Source organism: Pseudorhodoferax sp. (assembly GCF_047601025.1).
Lineage (GTDB): Bacteria > Pseudomonadota > Gammaproteobacteria > Burkholderiales > Burkholderiaceae_C > Pseudorhodoferax.
Genome location: NZ_JASGJZ010000001.1, coordinates 750,053 through 767,436, shown reverse-complemented (window position 1 = coordinate 767,436; position 17,384 = coordinate 750,053). Strand labels below are relative to the sequence as shown.

General features: G+C 69.4%; 17 protein-coding genes. All 17 read left to right on the top strand.

The features are described 5' to 3' along the window. Positions 1-4 precede the first annotated feature (4 nt). The 17 genes from QM782_RS03720 to QM782_RS03640 all read left to right on the top strand — a co-directional run bounded on the left by QM782_RS03720 (position 5) and on the right by QM782_RS03640 (position 17,356). Entirely contained in the window at positions 5-517 is a 513-nt protein-coding gene (locus tag QM782_RS03720) for a shikimate kinase (RefSeq protein WP_415201582.1), read from the top strand. 27 nt (positions 518-544) lie between these two features. Beyond that, complete coding sequence (gene aroB / locus QM782_RS03715) at positions 545-1,663, top strand: 3-dehydroquinate synthase (protein WP_415201581.1); 1,119 nt, start codon at positions 545-547, stop codon at positions 1,661-1,663. Between the two features lie 7 nt (positions 1,664-1,670). Then, positions 1,671-2,837 carry a deoxyguanosinetriphosphate triphosphohydrolase gene (locus QM782_RS03710; RefSeq protein ID WP_415201580.1) on the top strand — a complete coding sequence of 389 codons (1,167 nt, stop codon included), beginning with the start codon at positions 1,671-1,673 and terminating at the stop codon, positions 2,835-2,837. 2 nt (positions 2,838-2,839) lie between these two features. Then, the gene (locus tag QM782_RS03705; protein WP_415201579.1) at positions 2,840-3,406 is read left to right on the top strand and encodes a DUF1415 domain-containing protein; all 567 of its coding nucleotides are present in this window, start codon (positions 2,840-2,842) and stop codon (positions 3,404-3,406) included. Beyond that, the gene (locus QM782_RS03700) at positions 3,403-4,272 is read left to right on the top strand and encodes a class I SAM-dependent methyltransferase (RefSeq protein WP_415201578.1); all 870 of its coding nucleotides are present in this window, start codon (positions 3,403-3,405) and stop codon (positions 4,270-4,272) included. Before QM782_RS03705 ends, QM782_RS03700 begins: the two co-directional genes overlap by 4 nt. A gap of 7 nt (positions 4,273-4,279) precedes the next feature. Beyond that, positions 4,280-4,972: a transposase gene (locus tag QM782_RS03695; RefSeq protein WP_415201577.1), complete on the top strand. Its 693-nt coding sequence runs from the start codon at positions 4,280-4,282 to the stop codon at positions 4,970-4,972. A gap of 158 nt (positions 4,973-5,130) precedes the next feature. Further along, positions 5,131-9,870 (top strand): glutamate synthase-related protein, encoded by a 4,740-nt coding sequence (locus tag QM782_RS03690; protein ID WP_415201576.1) that lies wholly within the window; start codon positions 5,131-5,133, stop codon positions 9,868-9,870. 24 nt (positions 9,871-9,894) lie between these two features. Further along, entirely contained in the window at positions 9,895-11,361 is a 1,467-nt protein-coding gene (locus QM782_RS03685) for a glutamate synthase subunit beta (protein ID WP_415201575.1), read from the top strand. Between the two features lie 81 nt (positions 11,362-11,442). Further along, entirely contained in the window at positions 11,443-12,285 is an 843-nt protein-coding gene (locus QM782_RS03680) for an ABC transporter ATP-binding protein (protein ID WP_415201574.1), read from the top strand. Next, on the top strand, positions 12,282-13,064 hold the full coding sequence (mlaE, locus tag QM782_RS03675) for a lipid asymmetry maintenance ABC transporter permease subunit MlaE (RefSeq protein WP_415201573.1): 783 nt from the start codon (positions 12,282-12,284) through the stop codon (positions 13,062-13,064). Before QM782_RS03680 ends, mlaE begins: the two co-directional genes overlap by 4 nt. Positions 13,065-13,086: 22 nt before the next feature. Beyond that, complete coding sequence (gene mlaD, locus QM782_RS03670; RefSeq protein WP_415201572.1) at positions 13,087-13,560, top strand: outer membrane lipid asymmetry maintenance protein MlaD; 474 nt, start codon at positions 13,087-13,089, stop codon at positions 13,558-13,560. Between the two features lie 19 nt (positions 13,561-13,579). Then, a complete protein-coding gene (locus QM782_RS03665) occupies positions 13,580-14,302 on the top strand; it encodes a VacJ family lipoprotein (protein WP_415201571.1) in 723 nt (240 codons plus the stop codon). Positions 14,303-14,422: 120 nt separating this feature from the next. Further along, positions 14,423-15,061, top strand: coding sequence for an MlaC/ttg2D family ABC transporter substrate-binding protein (locus QM782_RS03660; RefSeq protein ID WP_415205579.1), 639 nt, complete (start codon positions 14,423-14,425; stop codon positions 15,059-15,061). After that, positions 15,061-15,330, top strand: coding sequence for an STAS domain-containing protein (locus QM782_RS03655; protein ID WP_415201570.1), 270 nt, complete (start codon positions 15,061-15,063; stop codon positions 15,328-15,330). The genes QM782_RS03660 and QM782_RS03655 overlap by 1 nt, the downstream gene beginning before the upstream one ends. Before the next feature lie 63 nt (positions 15,331-15,393). Continuing rightward, complete coding sequence (locus QM782_RS03650) at positions 15,394-16,326, top strand: ABC transporter ATP-binding protein (RefSeq protein WP_415201569.1); 933 nt, start codon at positions 15,394-15,396, stop codon at positions 16,324-16,326. Positions 16,327-16,340: 14 nt separating this feature from the next. Further along, positions 16,341-17,096 (top strand): ABC transporter permease, encoded by a 756-nt coding sequence (locus QM782_RS03645; RefSeq protein WP_415201568.1) that lies wholly within the window; start codon positions 16,341-16,343, stop codon positions 17,094-17,096. Between the two features lie 8 nt (positions 17,097-17,104). Continuing rightward, positions 17,105-17,356: a BolA family protein gene (locus QM782_RS03640; RefSeq protein WP_415201567.1), complete on the top strand. Its 252-nt coding sequence runs from the start codon at positions 17,105-17,107 to the stop codon at positions 17,354-17,356. Positions 17,357-17,384: the final 28 nt, after the last annotated feature.

Sequence of the window (17,384 nt, the reverse complement as noted above, 5' to 3'; positions counted from 1 at the left end):
TCAATTGAACATCGCACTCATCGGCCTGCCCGGCTCGGGCAAGTCGACCGTCGGCCGCCAGCTCTCGCGCCGGCTCCAACTGCCATTCGTCGATGCTGACCACTGGGTCGAGCAGCGGCTGGGCTGCTCGATCCGCGAATACTTCGAGCGCGAGGGCGAGGCCGGCTTCCGCGACTTCGAGCAGCAGGCGCTGGTCGACATCACGGCCGGCGGGCCGGCCGTGATCGCCACCGGCGGCGGCGCCGTGCTGCGGCCGGCCAACCGCGCCTGCCTGCGCGAGCATGCGCGCGTGTTCTACTTGTTCGCGACGCCCGAGGAGGTCTACCGCCGGCTGCGCAACGACCAGGTGCGCCCGCTGCTGCAGGTGGCCGATCCGCTGGCGCGGCTGCGCGAGCTGTTCGCGCAGCGCGATCCGCTGTACCGTGAGACCGCGCACGACGTCATCACGATCGGCCGGCCCTCGACCTCGGCGCTGGTCAACACCATCGTCGGCCTGGTGCAGCGCCAGGGCCGCTGATCGCGGCGACTTACACTTCGCGCCCTGATGGATGCCTCCCCTTCCGCTTCTTCCGCCGCCCGCGTGCAGATCGCGCTGGGCGAGCGCAGCTACCCGATCGTCATCGGTGCCGGCCTGTTCGACGCGCCGGACAGCTATGCCGGCCTGCCGCGCGCGGCCAGTGCGCTGATCGTCACCAACACCACGCTGGCGCCGCTGTACGCCGGCCGCCTGCAGCAGGCGCTGGCCGGCCGCTACGGGGCCGTGCACACGGTGGTGCTGCCCGACGGCGAGGCCTACAAGACCTGGGAGACGCTGAACCTGGTGTTCGACGCGCTGCTGTCCCATGGCTGCGACCGCAAGACCGTGCTGTTCGCACTCGGCGGCGGCGTGGTCGGCGACATCACCGGCTTCGCGGCGGCCAGCTACATGCGCGGCGTGCCCTTCGTGCAGGTGCCGACCACGCTGCTGGCCCAGGTCGACTCCTCGGTCGGCGGCAAGACGGGCATCAACCACCCGCTGGGCAAGAACATGGTCGGCGCGTTCTACCAGCCGCAGCTGGTGGTGTGCGACCTGGGCGTGCTGAAGACGCTGCCGCCGCGCGAACTGGGCGCCGGCCTGGCCGAGGTCATCAAGTACGGGCCGATCGCCGACGCCGCCTTCCTCGACTGGATCGAGGCGCACCTGGACGCGCTGCGCGCCGGCGACCCGGCTGCGCTGGCCCATGCCGTGCGGCGCAGCTGCGAGATCAAGGCCGAGGTCGTGGGCCAGGACGAGCGCGAAGGCGGCCTGCGTGCGATCCTGAATTTCGGCCACACCTTCGGCCATGCGATCGAGGCCGGCCTGGGCTACGGCGCCTGGCTGCACGGCGAGGGCGTGGGCTGCGGCATGGTGATGGCCGCGCGGCTGTCCGCGCGGCTGGGCCTGCTGGACGAGCCGGCCGTCGCGCGCATCGCGCGCCTGGTCGAACGCGCGGGCCTGCCGACCGTGGCGCCGGTGCTGGACGCGGCCGACAACGCCGGCCGCTACCTGGCGCTGATGCGCCTGGACAAGAAGGCCGAGGCCGGCGAGATCAAGTTCGTGCTGATCGACGGCATCGGCAAGGCGGTGGTGCGCGGTGCGCCCGATGCGCTGGTGCGCGAGGTCATCGACGCCAGCTGCGCATAGGGCCCGTATGCACGCCGCGCTGGCTCCCTACGCCTGCGATCCGGCCCGCAGCCGCGGCCGGCGCTTCGCCGAGGCGCCGGCGCCCACGCGCACCGAGTACCAGCGCGACCGCGACCGCATCGTGCACTCCACGGCGTTCCGCCGGCTGGTCTACAAGACCCAGGTGTTCCTGAACCACGAGGGCGACCTGTTCCGCACCCGGCTCACGCACTCGCTGGAAGTCGCCCAGCTGGGCCGTTCGATCGCGCGCTCGCTCGGGCTCGACGAAGACCTGGTCGAGGCCATCGCGCTGGCGCACGACCTGGGCCACACGCCGTTCGGCCATGCCGGGCAGGATGCGCTGAACCAGTGCATGGCCGACTGGGGCGGCTTCGAGCACAACCTGCAGAGCCTGCGCGTGGTCGACGAACTGGAGGAGCGCTACCCGCGCTACGACGGCCTGAACCTGTGCTTCGAAACGCGCGAGGGCATCCTGAAGCACTGCTCGCGCACCAACGCCGAGCGGCTGGAGGCCGCCATGCCCGGCGACGTGGGCCGGCGCTTCCTCGACCGCACGCAGCCCAGCCTGGAGGCGCAGCTGTGCAACCTGGCCGACGAGATCGCCTACAACGCGCACGACATCGACGACGGCGTGCGCTCGGGCCTGCTGGCGCTGGAGCAGCTGGAGGCGGTGCCGTTGTTCGACGACTTCCGGCGCGAGACGCTGCGCGAGCATCCGGATCTGCGCGGCCGGCGGCTGCTGTACGAGACCATCCGCCGCATGCTGAGCGCCCAGGTCTACGACGTGATCGGCGCCAGCGGCGCCGCGCTGGCCCAGGCCGCGCCGGACAGCGCCGACGCGGCGCGGCGCTGTCCGCCGCTGATCGGCTTCGGCGCGGCGATGCGCGAGGCCTCGCTGGCGCTCAAGCAGTTCCTGATGCGCAACCTGTACCGCCATCCGCAGGTGGGCGAGGTCACGCAGCAGGCCAAGACCGTGGTGCGCGAGCTGTTCGCGGCCTACCGCGCGGCGCCGGACGAGATGGCCGGCGGCTTTGCCGGGCGCGCGGCCGAACGGCTGGCGCAGGCTGGGCAGGACGGCCAAGCCCGCGTCGTGGCCGACTACATCGCCGGCATGACCGACCGCTTCGCCGCGCGCGAGCACGAGCGGCTGACCGGTCGCCGGCTGCTGGGGTGAGCATGGCCACGCCGTCCGACGCGGCCGTGCGGGCCGACACCATCGCCTGGCTGGAGCGCGCGGTGATCGGCCTGAACCTGTGCCCCTTCGCCAAGTCCGTGCACGCCACCGGCCGGCTGCACCTAGCCGTCAGCGGGGCGCAGGACGCCGATGCGGTCGAGGCCGACCTGCGCCGCGAGTTGCAGGACCTGGTGGCGCTGGACGCGGCGGTGCGCGACACCACGCTGCTGGTGCTGCCGCAGGCGCTGCCGGACTTCCTCGACTTCAACGACTTCCTGGACCGCGCCGACGCGCTGGTCGAGGCGCTGGCGCTGGACGGCGTGGTTCAGGTCGCGAGCTTCCACCCCGGCTTCCAGTTCGCCGGCACCACGCCGGACGACGTGACCAACTGCAGCAACCGCTCCCCGTACCCCACGCTGCACCTGCTGCGCGAGGACAGCGTGGCGCGCGCGGTCGAGGCCTTTCCGGACGCGGCCGAGATCTTCGAGCGCAACATCGAGACGCTGGAGCGGCTGGGCCCGCAAGGCTGGGCCGCGCTGGACGTCGGCGCCGGCCGGGGGGCCGCATGACGACGAAGAAGCGCGCGGCGCCCGATCCGCTGGCCGCGCTGGCGGACGAACTGCGCCCCGGCCAGTCGATCGAACTGCTGAAGGCGCTGCACATCCTGACGCGCGACGGCCGGCTGAACCAGGACTCGCGGCGCAAGCTCAAGCAGGTGCAGCACCTGGTGCAGTTCATCGAGCGCGAGATCCGCGAGGGCTTCGCGCCCGATGCGCCGGTTCTGCTCGCCGACCATGGCGCTGGCAAGTCCTATCTCGGCTTCATGCTGTACGACCTGGTGTTCGCGCAGCGGCCCGGCCATGTCTACGGCATCGAGACGCGCGGGGAACTGGTCGAGCGCTCGCGCGAGCTGGCCGCCCGGCTCGGCTTCGAGCGCATGTCGTTCCTGCACCTCAGCGCCGCCGAGGCGGCGCGCGCCGTGCAGCTGCCGCCGCGCATCGACGTCGTGACGGCATTGCACGCCTGCGACACGGCGACCGACGACGCGATCCGCTTCGGCCTGGAGAAGCAGGCCGCCAGCATGGTGCTGGTGCCGTGCTGCCAGGCCGAGGTGGCCGCCTGCCTGCGCCAGCACAAGGCGCTGGCGCTGGCGCGCACGCCGCTGGCCGAGCTGTGGCGCCACCCGCTGCACACGCGCGAGATCGGCAGCCAGATCACCAACGTGCTGCGCTGCCTGTACCTGGAGGCCTGCGGCTACCAGGTCACCGTGACCGAACTCGTGGGCTGGGAGCACAGCCTGAAGAACGAGCTGATCGTGGCGCGCCGCACCGGCCGCGGCAAGCGCAGCGCCGCCGAACGTCTGGACGGCCTGCTCGACGCGTTCGGCCTGCAGAGCCTGCGCGCGACCCGCTTCGACCTGCTTCCGCACGCCTGAGGGGTCCATGGCCCGCCTGCCCCGTCTGTCGCTGGCCGGCCAGGTGCACCACGTGCTGCAGCGGGGCAACAACCGCCAGCCCATCTTCACCAGCGACGACGAGCACGCCGAGATGCTGGCGCTGCTGGCGCGCGAGGCCGCGGCGGCCGGCGTGGCGCTGCACGCCTACGTGCTGATGCCCGACCACTTCCACCTGCTGCTGACGCCGCCGGCCGAGGAGGGCGCGCTGGCGCGCATGCTGCAGGGCGTGGGGCGCCGCTACGTGCGCAGCTTCAACCAGGCCCATGGCCGCAGCGGCACGCTGTGGGAGGGCCGCTACCGCTCCACCGTGCTGCAGCCCGGCGCGCATGTGCTGGCGTGCATGGCGTACTTCGATCTGAACCCGGTTCGCACCGGGTTGGTGCAGGCCGCCGCCGACTACGCCTGGTCCAGCCACCGCCACTATGCGGGGCAGCGCCACGACGCCTGGCTGGTGCCCCCGGCGGACTACTGGACGCTGGGCAACACGCCGTTCGCGCGCGAGGCCGCCTACGCCGAAATGGTGCATGCCGGCCTGCCCACTTTGGAGCAGGAGGCGCTGACGCGCTCCGTGCTGGGGGGCTGGGTGCTCGGCGATCCCGCCTTCGTGGAGCGGCTGCAGCGGGCGGTGCCGCGCCGGCTCACGCGCGGCCGACCCGGCCGGCCACGCAAGAGTGACTGAACACGGTCGTTTTTGATATGTCCCCGAATAATTGTTGATGAAAAAAATCAAGGAATAATAGTGATCTGACCCTGAATTTTCTTCTTGGCATCCTTGTTGCAACGCACTATGCTCCGCTTCCCCCGCGAACGACCGAGCAAGAACGAAGGAGTGCGTCGATGACCACGGATGCCGAGATCCAACACCTGGCCCAGCACGGCCTGTATTCCGCCGCGCACGAGCACGATGCCTGCGGCCTGGGCTTCGTGGCCCACATCAAGGGCGAGAAGCGCCACGACATCGTGACCCAGGCGCTGAAGATCCTGGAGAACATCGACCACCGCGGCGCCGTCGGCGCCGACAAGTTGATGGGCGACGGCGCCGGCATCCTGATCCAGATCCCGGACGCGCTGTACCGCCAGGAGCTGGCGAAGCAGGGCGTCACGCTGCCGCCGGCCGGCGAGTACGGCGTGGGCATGATCTTCCTGCCCAAGGAACATGCCTCGCGCATGGCCTGCGAGCAGGAGCTGGAGCGCGCCATCAAGGCCGAAGGCCAGGTGCTGCTGGGCTGGCGCGACGTGCCGGTCAACAAGGACATGCCGATGTCGCCGGCCGTGCGCCAGACCGAGCCCATCATCCGCCAGGTGTTCATCGGCCGCGGCAGCGACGTGATCGTGCAGGACGCGCTGGAGCGCAAGCTGTACGTGATCCGCAAGACCGCCAGCGCCAACATCCAGAACCTGGAGCTGGTGCACTCCAAGGAGTACTACGTCCCCTCGATGTCCAGCCGCACCGTGGTCTACAAGGGCCTGCTGCTGGCCGACCAGGTGGGCGTGTACTACGACGACCTCGCGGACGAGCGCTGCATCTCGGCCATCGGCCTGGTGCACCAGCGCTTCTCGACCAACACCTTCCCGAAGTGGCCGCTGGCCCACCCGTACCGCTACGTCGCGCACAACGGCGAGATCAACACCGTGCGTGGCAACTACAACTGGATGCGCGCGCGCGAGGGCGTGATGTCCTCGCCGGTGCTGGCGGCCGACCTGGCCAAGCTGTACCCGATCAGCTTCGCCGGCCAGTCCGACACCGCCACCTTCGACAACTGCCTCGAGCTCATGACCATGGCCGGCTATCCGATCGCCCAGGCCGTCATGATGATGATCCCCGAGCCCTGGGAGCAGCACGAGAAGATGGACGAACGCCGCCGCGCGTTCTACGAGTACCACGCCGCGATGATGGAGCCCTGGGACGGCCCGGCCTCCATCGTGTTCACCGACGGCCGCCAGATCGGCGCCACGCTGGATCGCAACGGCCTGCGCCCCTCGCGCTACATCATGACCGACGACGACATGGTCATCATGGCGTCCGAGTCCGGCGTGCTGCCCGTGCCCGAGCACCGGATCGTCAAGAAGTGGCGGCTGCAGCCCGGCAGGATGTTCCTGATCGACCTGGACCAGGGCCGCATGATCGAGGACGAGGAGCTCAAGTCGCTCACCGTCAACACCAAGCCCTACAAGCAGTGGATCGAGAACCTGCGCATCAAGCTCGACAGCGTCCAGGCGCCGGCCGCCGAGCCGCCCAAGAGCGAGGTCCCGCTGCTGGACCGCCAGCAGGCCTTCGGCTACACGCAGGAGGACATCAAGTTCCTGATGAGCCCGATGGCCCAGGCCGGCGAGGAGGGCATCGGCTCCATGGGCAACGACAGCCCGCTGGCGGTGCTGTCGTCCAAGAACAAGCTGCTCTACAACTACTTCCGGCAGATGTTCGCGCAGGTCACCAACCCGCCGATCGATCCGATCCGCGAGGCCATCGTGATGTCGCTGAACAGCTTCATCGGCCCCAAGCCCAACCTGCTGGACATCAACCAGGTCAACCCGCCGATGCGGCTCGAAGTCAGCCAGCCCATCCTGGACTTCGACGACATGGCCAAGCTGCGCGACATCGAGCGCTATACGCAGGGCAAGTTCCGCTCGGCCACGCTGGACATCACCTACCCGGCCGACTGGGGCCGCGAGGGCGTGGAGGCCAAGCTGGCCTCGCTGTGCGCCGAAGCGGTGGATGCGATCAAGGGTGGCGCCAACATCCTGATCGTCAGCGACCGCGCCGTCGGCCCGGCCCGCGTCGCGATCCCGGCACTGCTGGCCTCCAGCGCGATCCACCAGCACCTGGTGCGCGAGGGCCTGCGCACCACGGCCGGCCTGGTGGTGGAAACCGGCAGCGCGCGCGAGGTGCACCACTTCGGCGTGCTGGCCGGCTACGGCGCCGAGGCCGTGCACCCCTACCTGGCGATGGAGACGCTGGCGGCCATGCACGCCGACCTGCCGGGCGCGCTGTCGGCCGAGAAGGCGATCTACAACTACGTCAAGGCGATCGGCAAGGGCCTGTCTAAGATCATGTCCAAGATGGGCGTGTCGACCTACATGTCCTATTGCGGCGCCCAGCTGTTCGAGGCCGTGGGCCTGAACAGCGCCACCGTGGACAAGTACTTCACCGGCACCGCCAGCCGCGTGGAAGGCATCGGCGTGTTCGAGATCGCCGAGGAGGCGCTGCGCATGCACGCCGCCGCCTTCGGCGACGACCCGGTGCTGGCCACCATGCTGGACGCCGGCGGCGAGTACGCCTGGCGCACGCGCGGCGAGGAGCACATGTGGTCGCCCGACGCCATCGCCAAGCTGCAGCACAGCACGCGCGCGAACAGCTGGAGCACCTACAAGGAATACGCCCAGATCATCAACGACCAGAGCCGCCGCCACATGACGCTGCGTGGCTTGTTCGAGTTCCGGATCGATCCGTCCCGGGCCATTTCCGTCGACGAGGTCGAGCCGGCGGCCGAGATCGTCAAGCGCTTCGCCACCGGCGCGATGTCGCTGGGCTCGATCTCCACCGAGGCGCATTCCACGCTGGCCATCGCGATGAACCGCATCGGCGGCAAGAGCAACACCGGCGAGGGCGGCGAGGACCCGGCGCGCTACCGCAACGAGCTCAAGGGCATCCCGATCAAGGCCGGCGACACGCTCAAGAGCATCATCGGTGCCGAGAACGTCGAGGTCGACATGCCCCTGCGCGACGGCGACTCGCTGCGCTCGCGCATCAAGCAGGTGGCCTCGGGCCGCTTCGGCGTGACGGCGGAGTACCTGTCTTCTTCTGACCAGATCCAGATCAAGATGGCGCAGGGCGCCAAGCCCGGCGAGGGCGGCCAGCTGCCCGGCGGCAAGGTCACCGAGTACATCGGCAAGCAGCGCTACTCGGTACCCGGCGTGGGCCTGATCAGCCCGCCGCCGCACCACGACATCTACTCGATCGAGGACCTGGCCCAGCTGATCCACGACCTGAAGAACGTGGCGCCGCACGCCTCGATCAGCACCAAGCTGGTCAGCGAGGTCGGAGTCGGCACCATCGCCGCCGGCGTGACCAAGTGCAAGAGCGACCACCTGGTGATCGCCGGCCACGACGGCGGCACCGGCGCCTCGCCCTGGTCGTCGATCAAGCACGCCGGCAGCCCCTGGGAGATCGGCCTGGCGGAGACCCAGCAGACGCTGGTGCTGAACCGCCTGCGCGGCCGCGTGCGCGTGCAGGCCGACGGCCAGATGAAGACCGGCCGCGACGTCGCCATCGGCGCGCTGCTGGGCGCCGACGAGTTCGGCTTCGCCACGGCGCCGCTGGTCGTCGAGGGCTGCATCATGATGCGCAAGTGCCACCTGAACACCTGCCCGGTGGGCGTGGCCACGCAGGATCCGGTGCTGCGCAAGAAGTTCTCGGGCAAGCCCGAGCACGTGGTGAACTACTTCTTCTTCGTCGCCGAGGAAGTGCGCCAGATCATGGCGCAGCTGGGCATCCGCAAGTTCGACGACATGATCGGCCGCTCGGACCTGCTGGACATGAAGAAAGGCATCGCCCACTGGAAGGCCAGGGGCCTGGACTTCAGCCGCCTGTTCGCGCTGCCCGAGGTGCCGGCCGACGTGCCGCGCTACCACGTCGAGGCGCAGGACCACGGCCTGGAGAAGAACCTGGACACGCGCTTGATCGAAAAGGCCAGGGCCGCCATCGAGAAGGGCGAGAAGGTGCAGTTCATGGAGGTCGCGCGCAACGTGAACCGCACCGTGGGCGCCAAGCTCTCGGGCGCCGTCACGCGCGTGCACCCCGAGGGCCTGCCGGACGACACCATCCGCATCCAGCTCGAGGGCACGGGCGGCCAGTCCTTCGGCGCCTTCCTGTGCAAGGGCATCACGCTGTACCTGATCGGGGACGCCAACGACTACACCGGCAAGGGCCTGTCCGGCGGCCGGGTGGTGGTGCGGCCCAGCCTGGACTTCCGCGGCGAGCCGGCGCGCAACATCATCGTTGGCAACACCGTGATGTACGGCGCGACCACTGGCGAGGCCTACTTCTGCGGCGTGGCCGGCGAGCGCTTCGCGGTGCGGCTGTCCGGCGCCACGGCGGTGGTCGAGGGCACGGGCGACCACGGCTGCGAGTACATGACCGGCGGCACGGTCGCGGTGCTGGGCAAGACCGGCCGCAACTTCGCGGCCGGCATGAGCGGCGGCGTGGCCTACGTCTACGACGAGGACGGCCAGTTCGCCAGCCGCTGCAACACCTCGATGGTCACGCTGGAGAAGGTGCTGGCCACGGCCGAGCAGACCGCCACCGTGCCGCGCGGCCACTGGCACAACGGCACCACCGACGAGGCGCTGCTGCGCAAGCTGCTGGAGGACCACCACCGCTGGACCGGCAGCAAGCGCGCGCGCGAACTGCTGGACGACTGGGCCAGCACGCGCGGCAAGTTCGTGAAGGTGTTCCCGAACGAGTACAAGCGCGCGCTGGGCGAGATCCACGACCGCAAGGTCGAGCTGGCCAGCAGCGGCAACAACGCCCACGTGGGCCTGGAACCGCACGCCGTGGCGCAGGCGGCATCGGTCTGAGCGAGAACAACGAGGAAGAGCACGATGGGAAAGATCACCGGCTTCATGGAATACGAGCGCATCGAGGAGGGCTACCGCCCGGTCGAGGAGCGCCTGAAGCACTACAAGGAATTCGTGGTGGGCCTGACGCCCGAGCAGGCCAAGCTGCAGGGCGCGCGCTGCATGGACTGCGGCACGCCGTTCTGCAACAACGGCTGCCCGGTCAACAACATCATCCCGGACTTCAACGACCTGGTGTACCGGCAGGACTGGAGGAGCGCGATCGCGGTGCTGCAGTCCACCAACAACTTCCCGGAGTTCACCGGCCGCATCTGCCCCGCGCCCTGCGAGGCGGCCTGCGTGCTGAACGTGAACGACGACGCCATCGGCATCAAGTCGATCGAGCACGCCATCATCGACAAGGCCTGGGAAGAAGGCTGGATCACGCCGCAGCCGGCCCGGCACAAGACCGGCAAGAAGGTGGCCGTGGTCGGTTCCGGCCCGGCCGGCCTGGCCGCGTCGCAGCAACTGGCCCGCGCCGGCCACGACGTCACGCTGTTCGAGAAGAACGACCGGGTCGGCGGCCTGCTGCGCTACGGCATCCCGGACTTCAAGATGGAGAAGGTGCACATCGACCGCCGCGCCGAGCAGCTCAAGGCCGAGGGCGTGACGATCAAGACCGGCACCGTGGTGGGCAACTGGCCCAAGGACTCCAAGGTCACCAACTGGGCCAAGCACCACGTGTCGGCGGACGACCTGCTCCAGGAGTTCGACGCCGTGCTGCTGACCGGTGGCGCCGAGCAGTCGCGCGACCTGCCGGTGCCGGGCCGCGAGCTGGACGGCATCCACTTCGCGATGGAGTTCCTGCCGCAGCAGAACAAGGTCAACGCCGGCGACAAGCTCAAGGGCCAGCTGCGGGCCGACGGCAAGCACGTGATCGTGATCGGCGGCGGCGACACCGGCAGCGACTGCGTGGGCACCAGCAACCGGCACGGCGCGGTCAGCGTGACCCAGTTCGAGCTGATGCCGCAGCCCCCGGCCGAGGAGAACCGCCCGCTGACCTGGCCCTACTGGCCGATCAAGCTGCGCACCAGTTCCAGCCACGAGGAAGGCTGCGAGCGCGAGTTCGCGATCTCGACCAAGGAATTCATCGGCGAGAAGGGCAAGGTCACCGGCCTGAAGACCGTGCGCGTGGAGTGGAAGGACGGCAAGATGGTCGAGGTGCCGGGCAGCGAGCAGGTGCTCAAGGCCGACCTGGTGCTGCTGGCCATGGGCTTCGTCAGCCCGGTCGCCAGCGTGCTGGAGTCCTTCGGCGTCGACAAGGACGCGCGCGGCAACGCCAAGGCCACGACCGAGTTCGACGGCGGCTATGCCACCAACGTGTCCAAGGTCTTCGCCGCCGGCGACATGCGGCGCGGCCAGTCGCTGGTGGTGTGGGCGATCCGCGAAGGGCGCCAGGCGGCGCGCGCGGTGGACGAGTTCCTGATGGGCTTCTCGGACCTGCCGCGCTGAGGGGATCTGCCGCGCATACGCAGCAATACGCGGTATCCCTTATCATCGTCCGAGGCCGGATCTCCTCCGGCCTTGTTGTTGATGGACGATTCTTCCCTTTCTTCCGACCCCCTCGTCGTCCTGCAGGACCTCTCCTTCGGCTACGGCGAGCGGCCGGTTCTCGCCAGTGTCTCGCTGACCGTGCCGCGCGGCAAGGTCACGGCGCTGATGGGTGCCTCGGGCGGGGGCAAGACCACCGTGCTGCGCCTGATCGGCGGGCAGATCCGGCCGCAGAAGGGCCAGGTGCTGTTCGATGGCCAGGACGTGGCCGCGCTCGACGAGGCGGGCTTGTACGCCGTGCGCCGGCGCATGGGCATGCTGTTCCAGTTCGGCGCCCTGTTCACCGACCTGGACGTGTTCGAGAACGTGGCCTTTCCGCTGCGCGAGCACACCGATCTGGCCGAGCCGCTGATCCGCGACATCGTGCTGATGAAGCTGAACGCCGTCGGCCTGCGCGGCGCGCGCACGCTGATGCCCAGCCAGGTGTCCGGTGGCATGGCGCGGCGCGTGGCGCTGGCGCGCGCGATCGCGCTGGACCCGGAACTCGTGATGTACGACGAACCGTTCGCCGGCCTGGACCCGATCTCGCTCGGCACCGCCGCCCGGCTGATCCGCCAGCTCAACGACGCCATGGGCCTGACCAGCATCGTCGTCTCGCACGACCTGGACGAGACCTTCGCGATCGCCGACCAGGTCATCGTGCTGGCCAACGGCTCGATCGCCGCCCAGGGCACGCCGGCCGAGGTGCGCGCCAGCACCGACCCGCTGGTACACCAGTTCGTGAGCGCCGAGGCCGAGGGCCCGGTGCATTTCCACTACCCCGGCCCGACGGTGGACGAGGACTTCGGTCCCGCCCACGGGCCGCATGCGCGGAGCCGGCGATGAGCTGGTACAAGCCTGCGGACATCGGCTTCGCCGTGCGCAGCGCGCTGGCCGACCTGGGCCAGGGCACGCGGCTGTTCCTGCGGCTGCTGGCGCTGGGCGGCGCGAGCCTGCGGCGCTTCGGCCTGGTGCGCGACCAGATCCACTTCCTGGGCAACTACTCGCTGGCCATCGTCATGGTCTCCGGCCTGTTCGTGGGCTTCGTGCTGGCGCTGCAGGGCTACTACACGCTGCAGCGCTATGGTTCGTCCGAGGCGCTCGGCCTGCTGGTGGCGCTGAGCCTGGTGCGCGAGCTGGGGCCGGTGGTCACGGCGCTGCTGTTCGCCGGCCGGGCCGGCACCTCGCTGACGGCCGGCATCGGCCTGATGAAGGCCGGCGAGCAGTTGGCCGCCATGGAGATGATGGCCGTGGACCCGGTGCGCCGGGTGCTGGCGCCGCGCTTTTGGGGCGGCGTGATCGCGATGCCGCTGCTGGCGGCGCTGTTCTCGGCGGTCGGCATCCTGGGCGGCTGGCTGGTCGGCGTGGTGCTGATCGGGGTGGACGCGGGTGCGTTCTGGAGCCAGATGCAGGGCGGCGTGGACTGGCTGGCCGACGTCGGCAACGGCGTGCTCAAGAGCGTGGTGTTCGGATTCACCGTGACCTTCGTGGCGCTGCTGACCGGCTGGCGCGCCCTGCCGACGCCCGAGGGCGTGTCGCGCGCGACCACGCGCACCGTGGTCGTGGCCTCGCTGGCCGTACTGGCACTGGACTTCGTGCTGACGGCCGTGATGTTCAACATTTGAAAGCGCTCGCGGAGAGAAGGCGATGCAACGAAGCAAGACGGATGTATGGGTGGGGCTGTTCGTGCTGCTGGGCGCGGCGGCCATCCTGTTCCTGGCGCTGCGCGCCGCCAACCTGACCAGCCTGAACCTGTCGTCCACCTACACGGTGACGGCGAAGTTCGACAACATCGGCGGCCTGAAGCCCAAGGCGGCCGTCAAGAGCGCCGGCGTGGTCGTCGGGCGCGTGGAAACCATCGATTTTGATGACAAGAGCTTCCAGGCCCGGGTGCAGCTGGCGATGCAGAGCCGCTACACTTTTCCGAAGGACAGTTCTCTCAAGATCCTGACCAGCGGCCTGCTGGGCGAGCAGTACATCGGCATCGAGGCCGGCGCCGACGAACACAACCTGCAGGCCGGCGACACCGTCACGACCACGCAGTCGGCCGTGGTGCTGGAGAACCTGATCGGCCAGTTCCTCTACAGCAAGGCTGCGGAGACGCCGGCACCCAAGAAATAAAGAGAGGTGGAGTGATCCCATGAAGCGCCCCGTTCCCCGAAGTTCCGCCCTCGCGGCCGGCCTGCTGGCCGTGGCCCTGTCGACGGGTTGCGCCACCGGTCCGAACGCCGACCCGCGAGATCCCCTCGAACCGTTCAACCGCAGCGTCTACTCGTTCAACGAAGGCCTGGACCGTGCGGTGTTCAAGCCCGTGGCCGAGGTCTACAACGAAGTGCTGCCCAGCCCGGTGCGCACCGGCGTGCGCAACTTCTTCAACAACCTGGCCGATGCGTGGACGGGCGTGAATGCGCTGCTGCAGGGCCGCGGGCAGGCGGCCGCGGAAAGCCTGTTCCGTGTCCAGCTCAACACCTTGTTCGGCATCGGCGGCCTGATCGACATCGCCAGCGACGCGGACATCCCGCGCCACCGCGAGGACTTCGGCAAGACGCTGGGCCACTGGGGCGTGCCGAGCGGGCCGTACCTGGTGTTGCCGGTGCTGGGGCCGTCCACGGTGCGCGAGACGGCGGCGCTGCCGGTCGACCTCTGGGGCAACCCGGTGTCGCATGTGAACGACCGCGGCGTGCGCTACGGGATGTACGGGCTGGGCTTGATCCACACGCGCGCGCAGCTGCTGCGCGTGGGCAACGTGCTCGAAGAGGCGGCGCTGGACAAGTACAGCTTCACGCGGGATGCCTACCTGCAGCTGCGCGGCGCCACGGACTACGACGGAAACATCGACGATCCGTCGGCGCCCGAGCAATAGGCGCTGCATAGTCGGCTGCATGCTGCACGGCCGGGCGCGGGAGTCTGCGTGCCCGAAGGCCTGCGGCACCACCCCTGAATTGAACGGCGGGTCAGGTCCCGCATGGAGAACACGACGATGATGAAGCGCAGAGACTTGGCCCGGTGGGCGGGCGCCGCGGCCCTGGTGCTGGCGCAAGGTCTGCCCCTGGCCTGGGCGGCCGACGAGGCGCCGGATGCCCTGATCAACCGGCTGTCCACCGAGGTGCTCAACGCGATCAAGGCCGACAAATCCATTCAGGCCGGCGACATCGGCAGGATCATGGCGCTGGTCGACAGCAAGATCATGCCCAACGTGAACTTCCAGCGCATGACGGCCTCGGCGGTGGGACCGGCCTGGCGGCAGGCCACGGACGAGCAGAAGCGCCAGCTGCAGGCCCAGTTCAAGACCCTGCTGGTGCGCACCTATTCCGGCGCGCTGGCCCAGGTCAACGAGCAGGAGGTCGTGGTGCGGCCGCTGCGTGCCGGGCCGGACGACAAGGACGTCGTGGTGCGCTCCGAGGTGCGTGGCCGCGGCGATCCGGCCCAGCTCGAATACCGCATGGAAAAGACGCCCGGCCAGGGCGCGGGCTGGAAGATCTACAACCTGAACGTGATGGGCATCTGGCTCGTGGAGACCTACCGCAGCCAGTTCGCCCAGGAAATCAATGCCAAGGGCCTGGACGGGCTGATCGCCTCGCTGACCCAGCGCAACCAGTCCAACGAGAAGAAGAGCGGCTGATGCTGGTGCTCCCGGCCGAGCTGACGCATGCGCAGGCTTCGGCCTCGCTGCACATGCTGCTGCAAGGCATGGCGTCGCTGCAGGGCCCGGTGCTGGTGGATGCCGGCGCGCTGCGGCAGTTCGATTCGTCGGCGCTGGCGGTGCTGCTGGAGTGCCGGCGCGAGGCCATGGCGCAGGGCCGCGGCTTCACCGTGCGCGGCCTGCCCGTGCGGCTGCGCGCGCTGGCCGGGCTGTACGGCGTGGACATGCTGCTGCCCGCTGCCGCGTAGAGAGGGCTGCGGCCGGCGCCGCCTGCGCGAAACGGGGCGGCGGCATAGAATGCCGGGTTCCCCATGCCCGCCATCTCGTTCCAGTCGGTCAGCAAAATCTACGCGGGTACGCGTTCCAGCGGCCCGTTCCGTGCGCTCGACCAGGTCAGTTTCGATATCGAGCCCGGCGAGTTCTTCGGCCTGCTCGGCCCCAATGGCGCGGGCAAGACCACGCTGATCAGCATCCTCGCGGGCCTGTCGCGGGCCAGCAGCGGCCGCGTGGCCGTCATGGGCCACGACGTGCAGGCCGACTACGCGCAGGCGCGGCGCCAGCTCGGCGTGGTGCCGCAGGAGCTGGTGTTCGACCCCTTCTTCAGCGTGCGCGAGGCGCTGCGCATCCAGTCCGGCTATTTCGGCGTGCGCCGCAACGAGGCCTGGATCGACGAACTGCTGGAAAGCCTGGGCCTGGCCGACAAGGCCGGCGCCAACATGCGCCAGCTGTCCGGTGGCATGAAGCGCCGCGTGCTGGTGGCCCAGGCGCTGGTGCACCGGCCGCCGGTGATCGTGCTGGACGAGCCCACCGCCGGCGTGGACGTGGAATTGCGCCAGACGCTGTGGCAATTCATCGCGCGGCTGAACAAGCAGGGCCACACGGTGCTGCTGACCACCCACTATCTCGAGGAAGCCGAGGCCTTGTGCACGCGCATCGGCATGCTCAAGCAGGGCCGCGTGGTGGCGCTGGCCGAGACCAGCGCGCTGCTGAAGTCCGCCTCCAGCAACGTGCTGCGCTTCAAGGTGGACCGCGAGCTGCCGCCGGCGCTGGCCCAGCACGCACGCGTGACGGGCCGCATCGTGCAGTTGCCGGCGCACGGCGCGTTCGAGATCGAGCAGTACCTGGCGGCGGTGCGCCAGGCCGGCCTGGTCGTGGAAGACGTGGAGATCCGCAAGGCCGACCTGGAGGACGTGTTCCTGCAGGTCATGGCGGCCGAGCGCAGCCCGTTGGCGCTGGTGGCGTGAGGCGGATGGTGGCGATGCAGGGCTGGCGCACGCTGTTCTACAAGGAGGTGCTGCGTTTCTGGAAGGTCGGCTTCCAGACCGTCGCGGCGCCGGTGCTGACGGCCGTGCTGTACCTGCTGATCTTCGGCCACGTGCTGGAAGACAAGGTCAAGGTCTACGACACCATCGGCTACACCGCCTTCCTGGTGCCGGGGCTGGTCATGATGAGCGTGTTGCAGAACGCGTTCGCCAACAGCTCGTCCTCGCTGATCCAGAGCAAGATCATGGGCAACCTGGTGTTCGTGCTGCTGACGCCGCTGTCGCACTGGGCCTGGTTCGTCGCCTACGTGGGCTCGTCCGTGCTGCGCGGCGTGCTGGTCGGGCTCGGCGTGTTCCTGGTGACGGTGTTCTTCACCGGCGCGCACCTGCAGGCGCCGCTGTGGATCGTGGCGTTCGCGCTGCTGGGCGCGGCGCTGCTGGGCACGCTGGGCGTGATCGCCGGCCTGTGGGCCGAGAAGTTCGACCAGATGGCGGCGTTCCAGAATTTCCTGATCATGCCCATGACCTTCCTGTCGGGCGTGTTCTATTCCATCCACTCGCTGCCCGGCTTCTGGCAGACCGTGAGCCACCTGAACCCGTTCTTCTACATGATCGACGGCTTCCGCTACGGCTTCTTCGGCGTGAGCGACATCTCGCCCTGGATCAGCCTGGGCATCGTCGGCGTCGCGCTGGTCGTCGTCAGCGGCATCGCCGTGCGCCTGCTGCGCATTGGCTACAAGATCCGCAACTAGCCCCCGCCATGACCGCCGACCAACTCCGCACCCTGATCGCCGCCGGACTGTCCTGCGAGCACCTGCACGTCGAAGGCGACGGCCGGCACTGGTTCGCCACCATCGTGGCGGCCGGTTTCGAGGGCCGGCGGCCGATCCAGCGCCACCAGATGGTCTATGCGACGCTGGGTGAGAAAATACGCAACGACGAAGTGCACGCGCTGTCGATGAAGACGCTGACGCCGGCCGAGTGGGCCGCGCAAGGCCGGCCGCAGCACTGACGGCTGCCGCGCCCGCGTACTGCGGGCT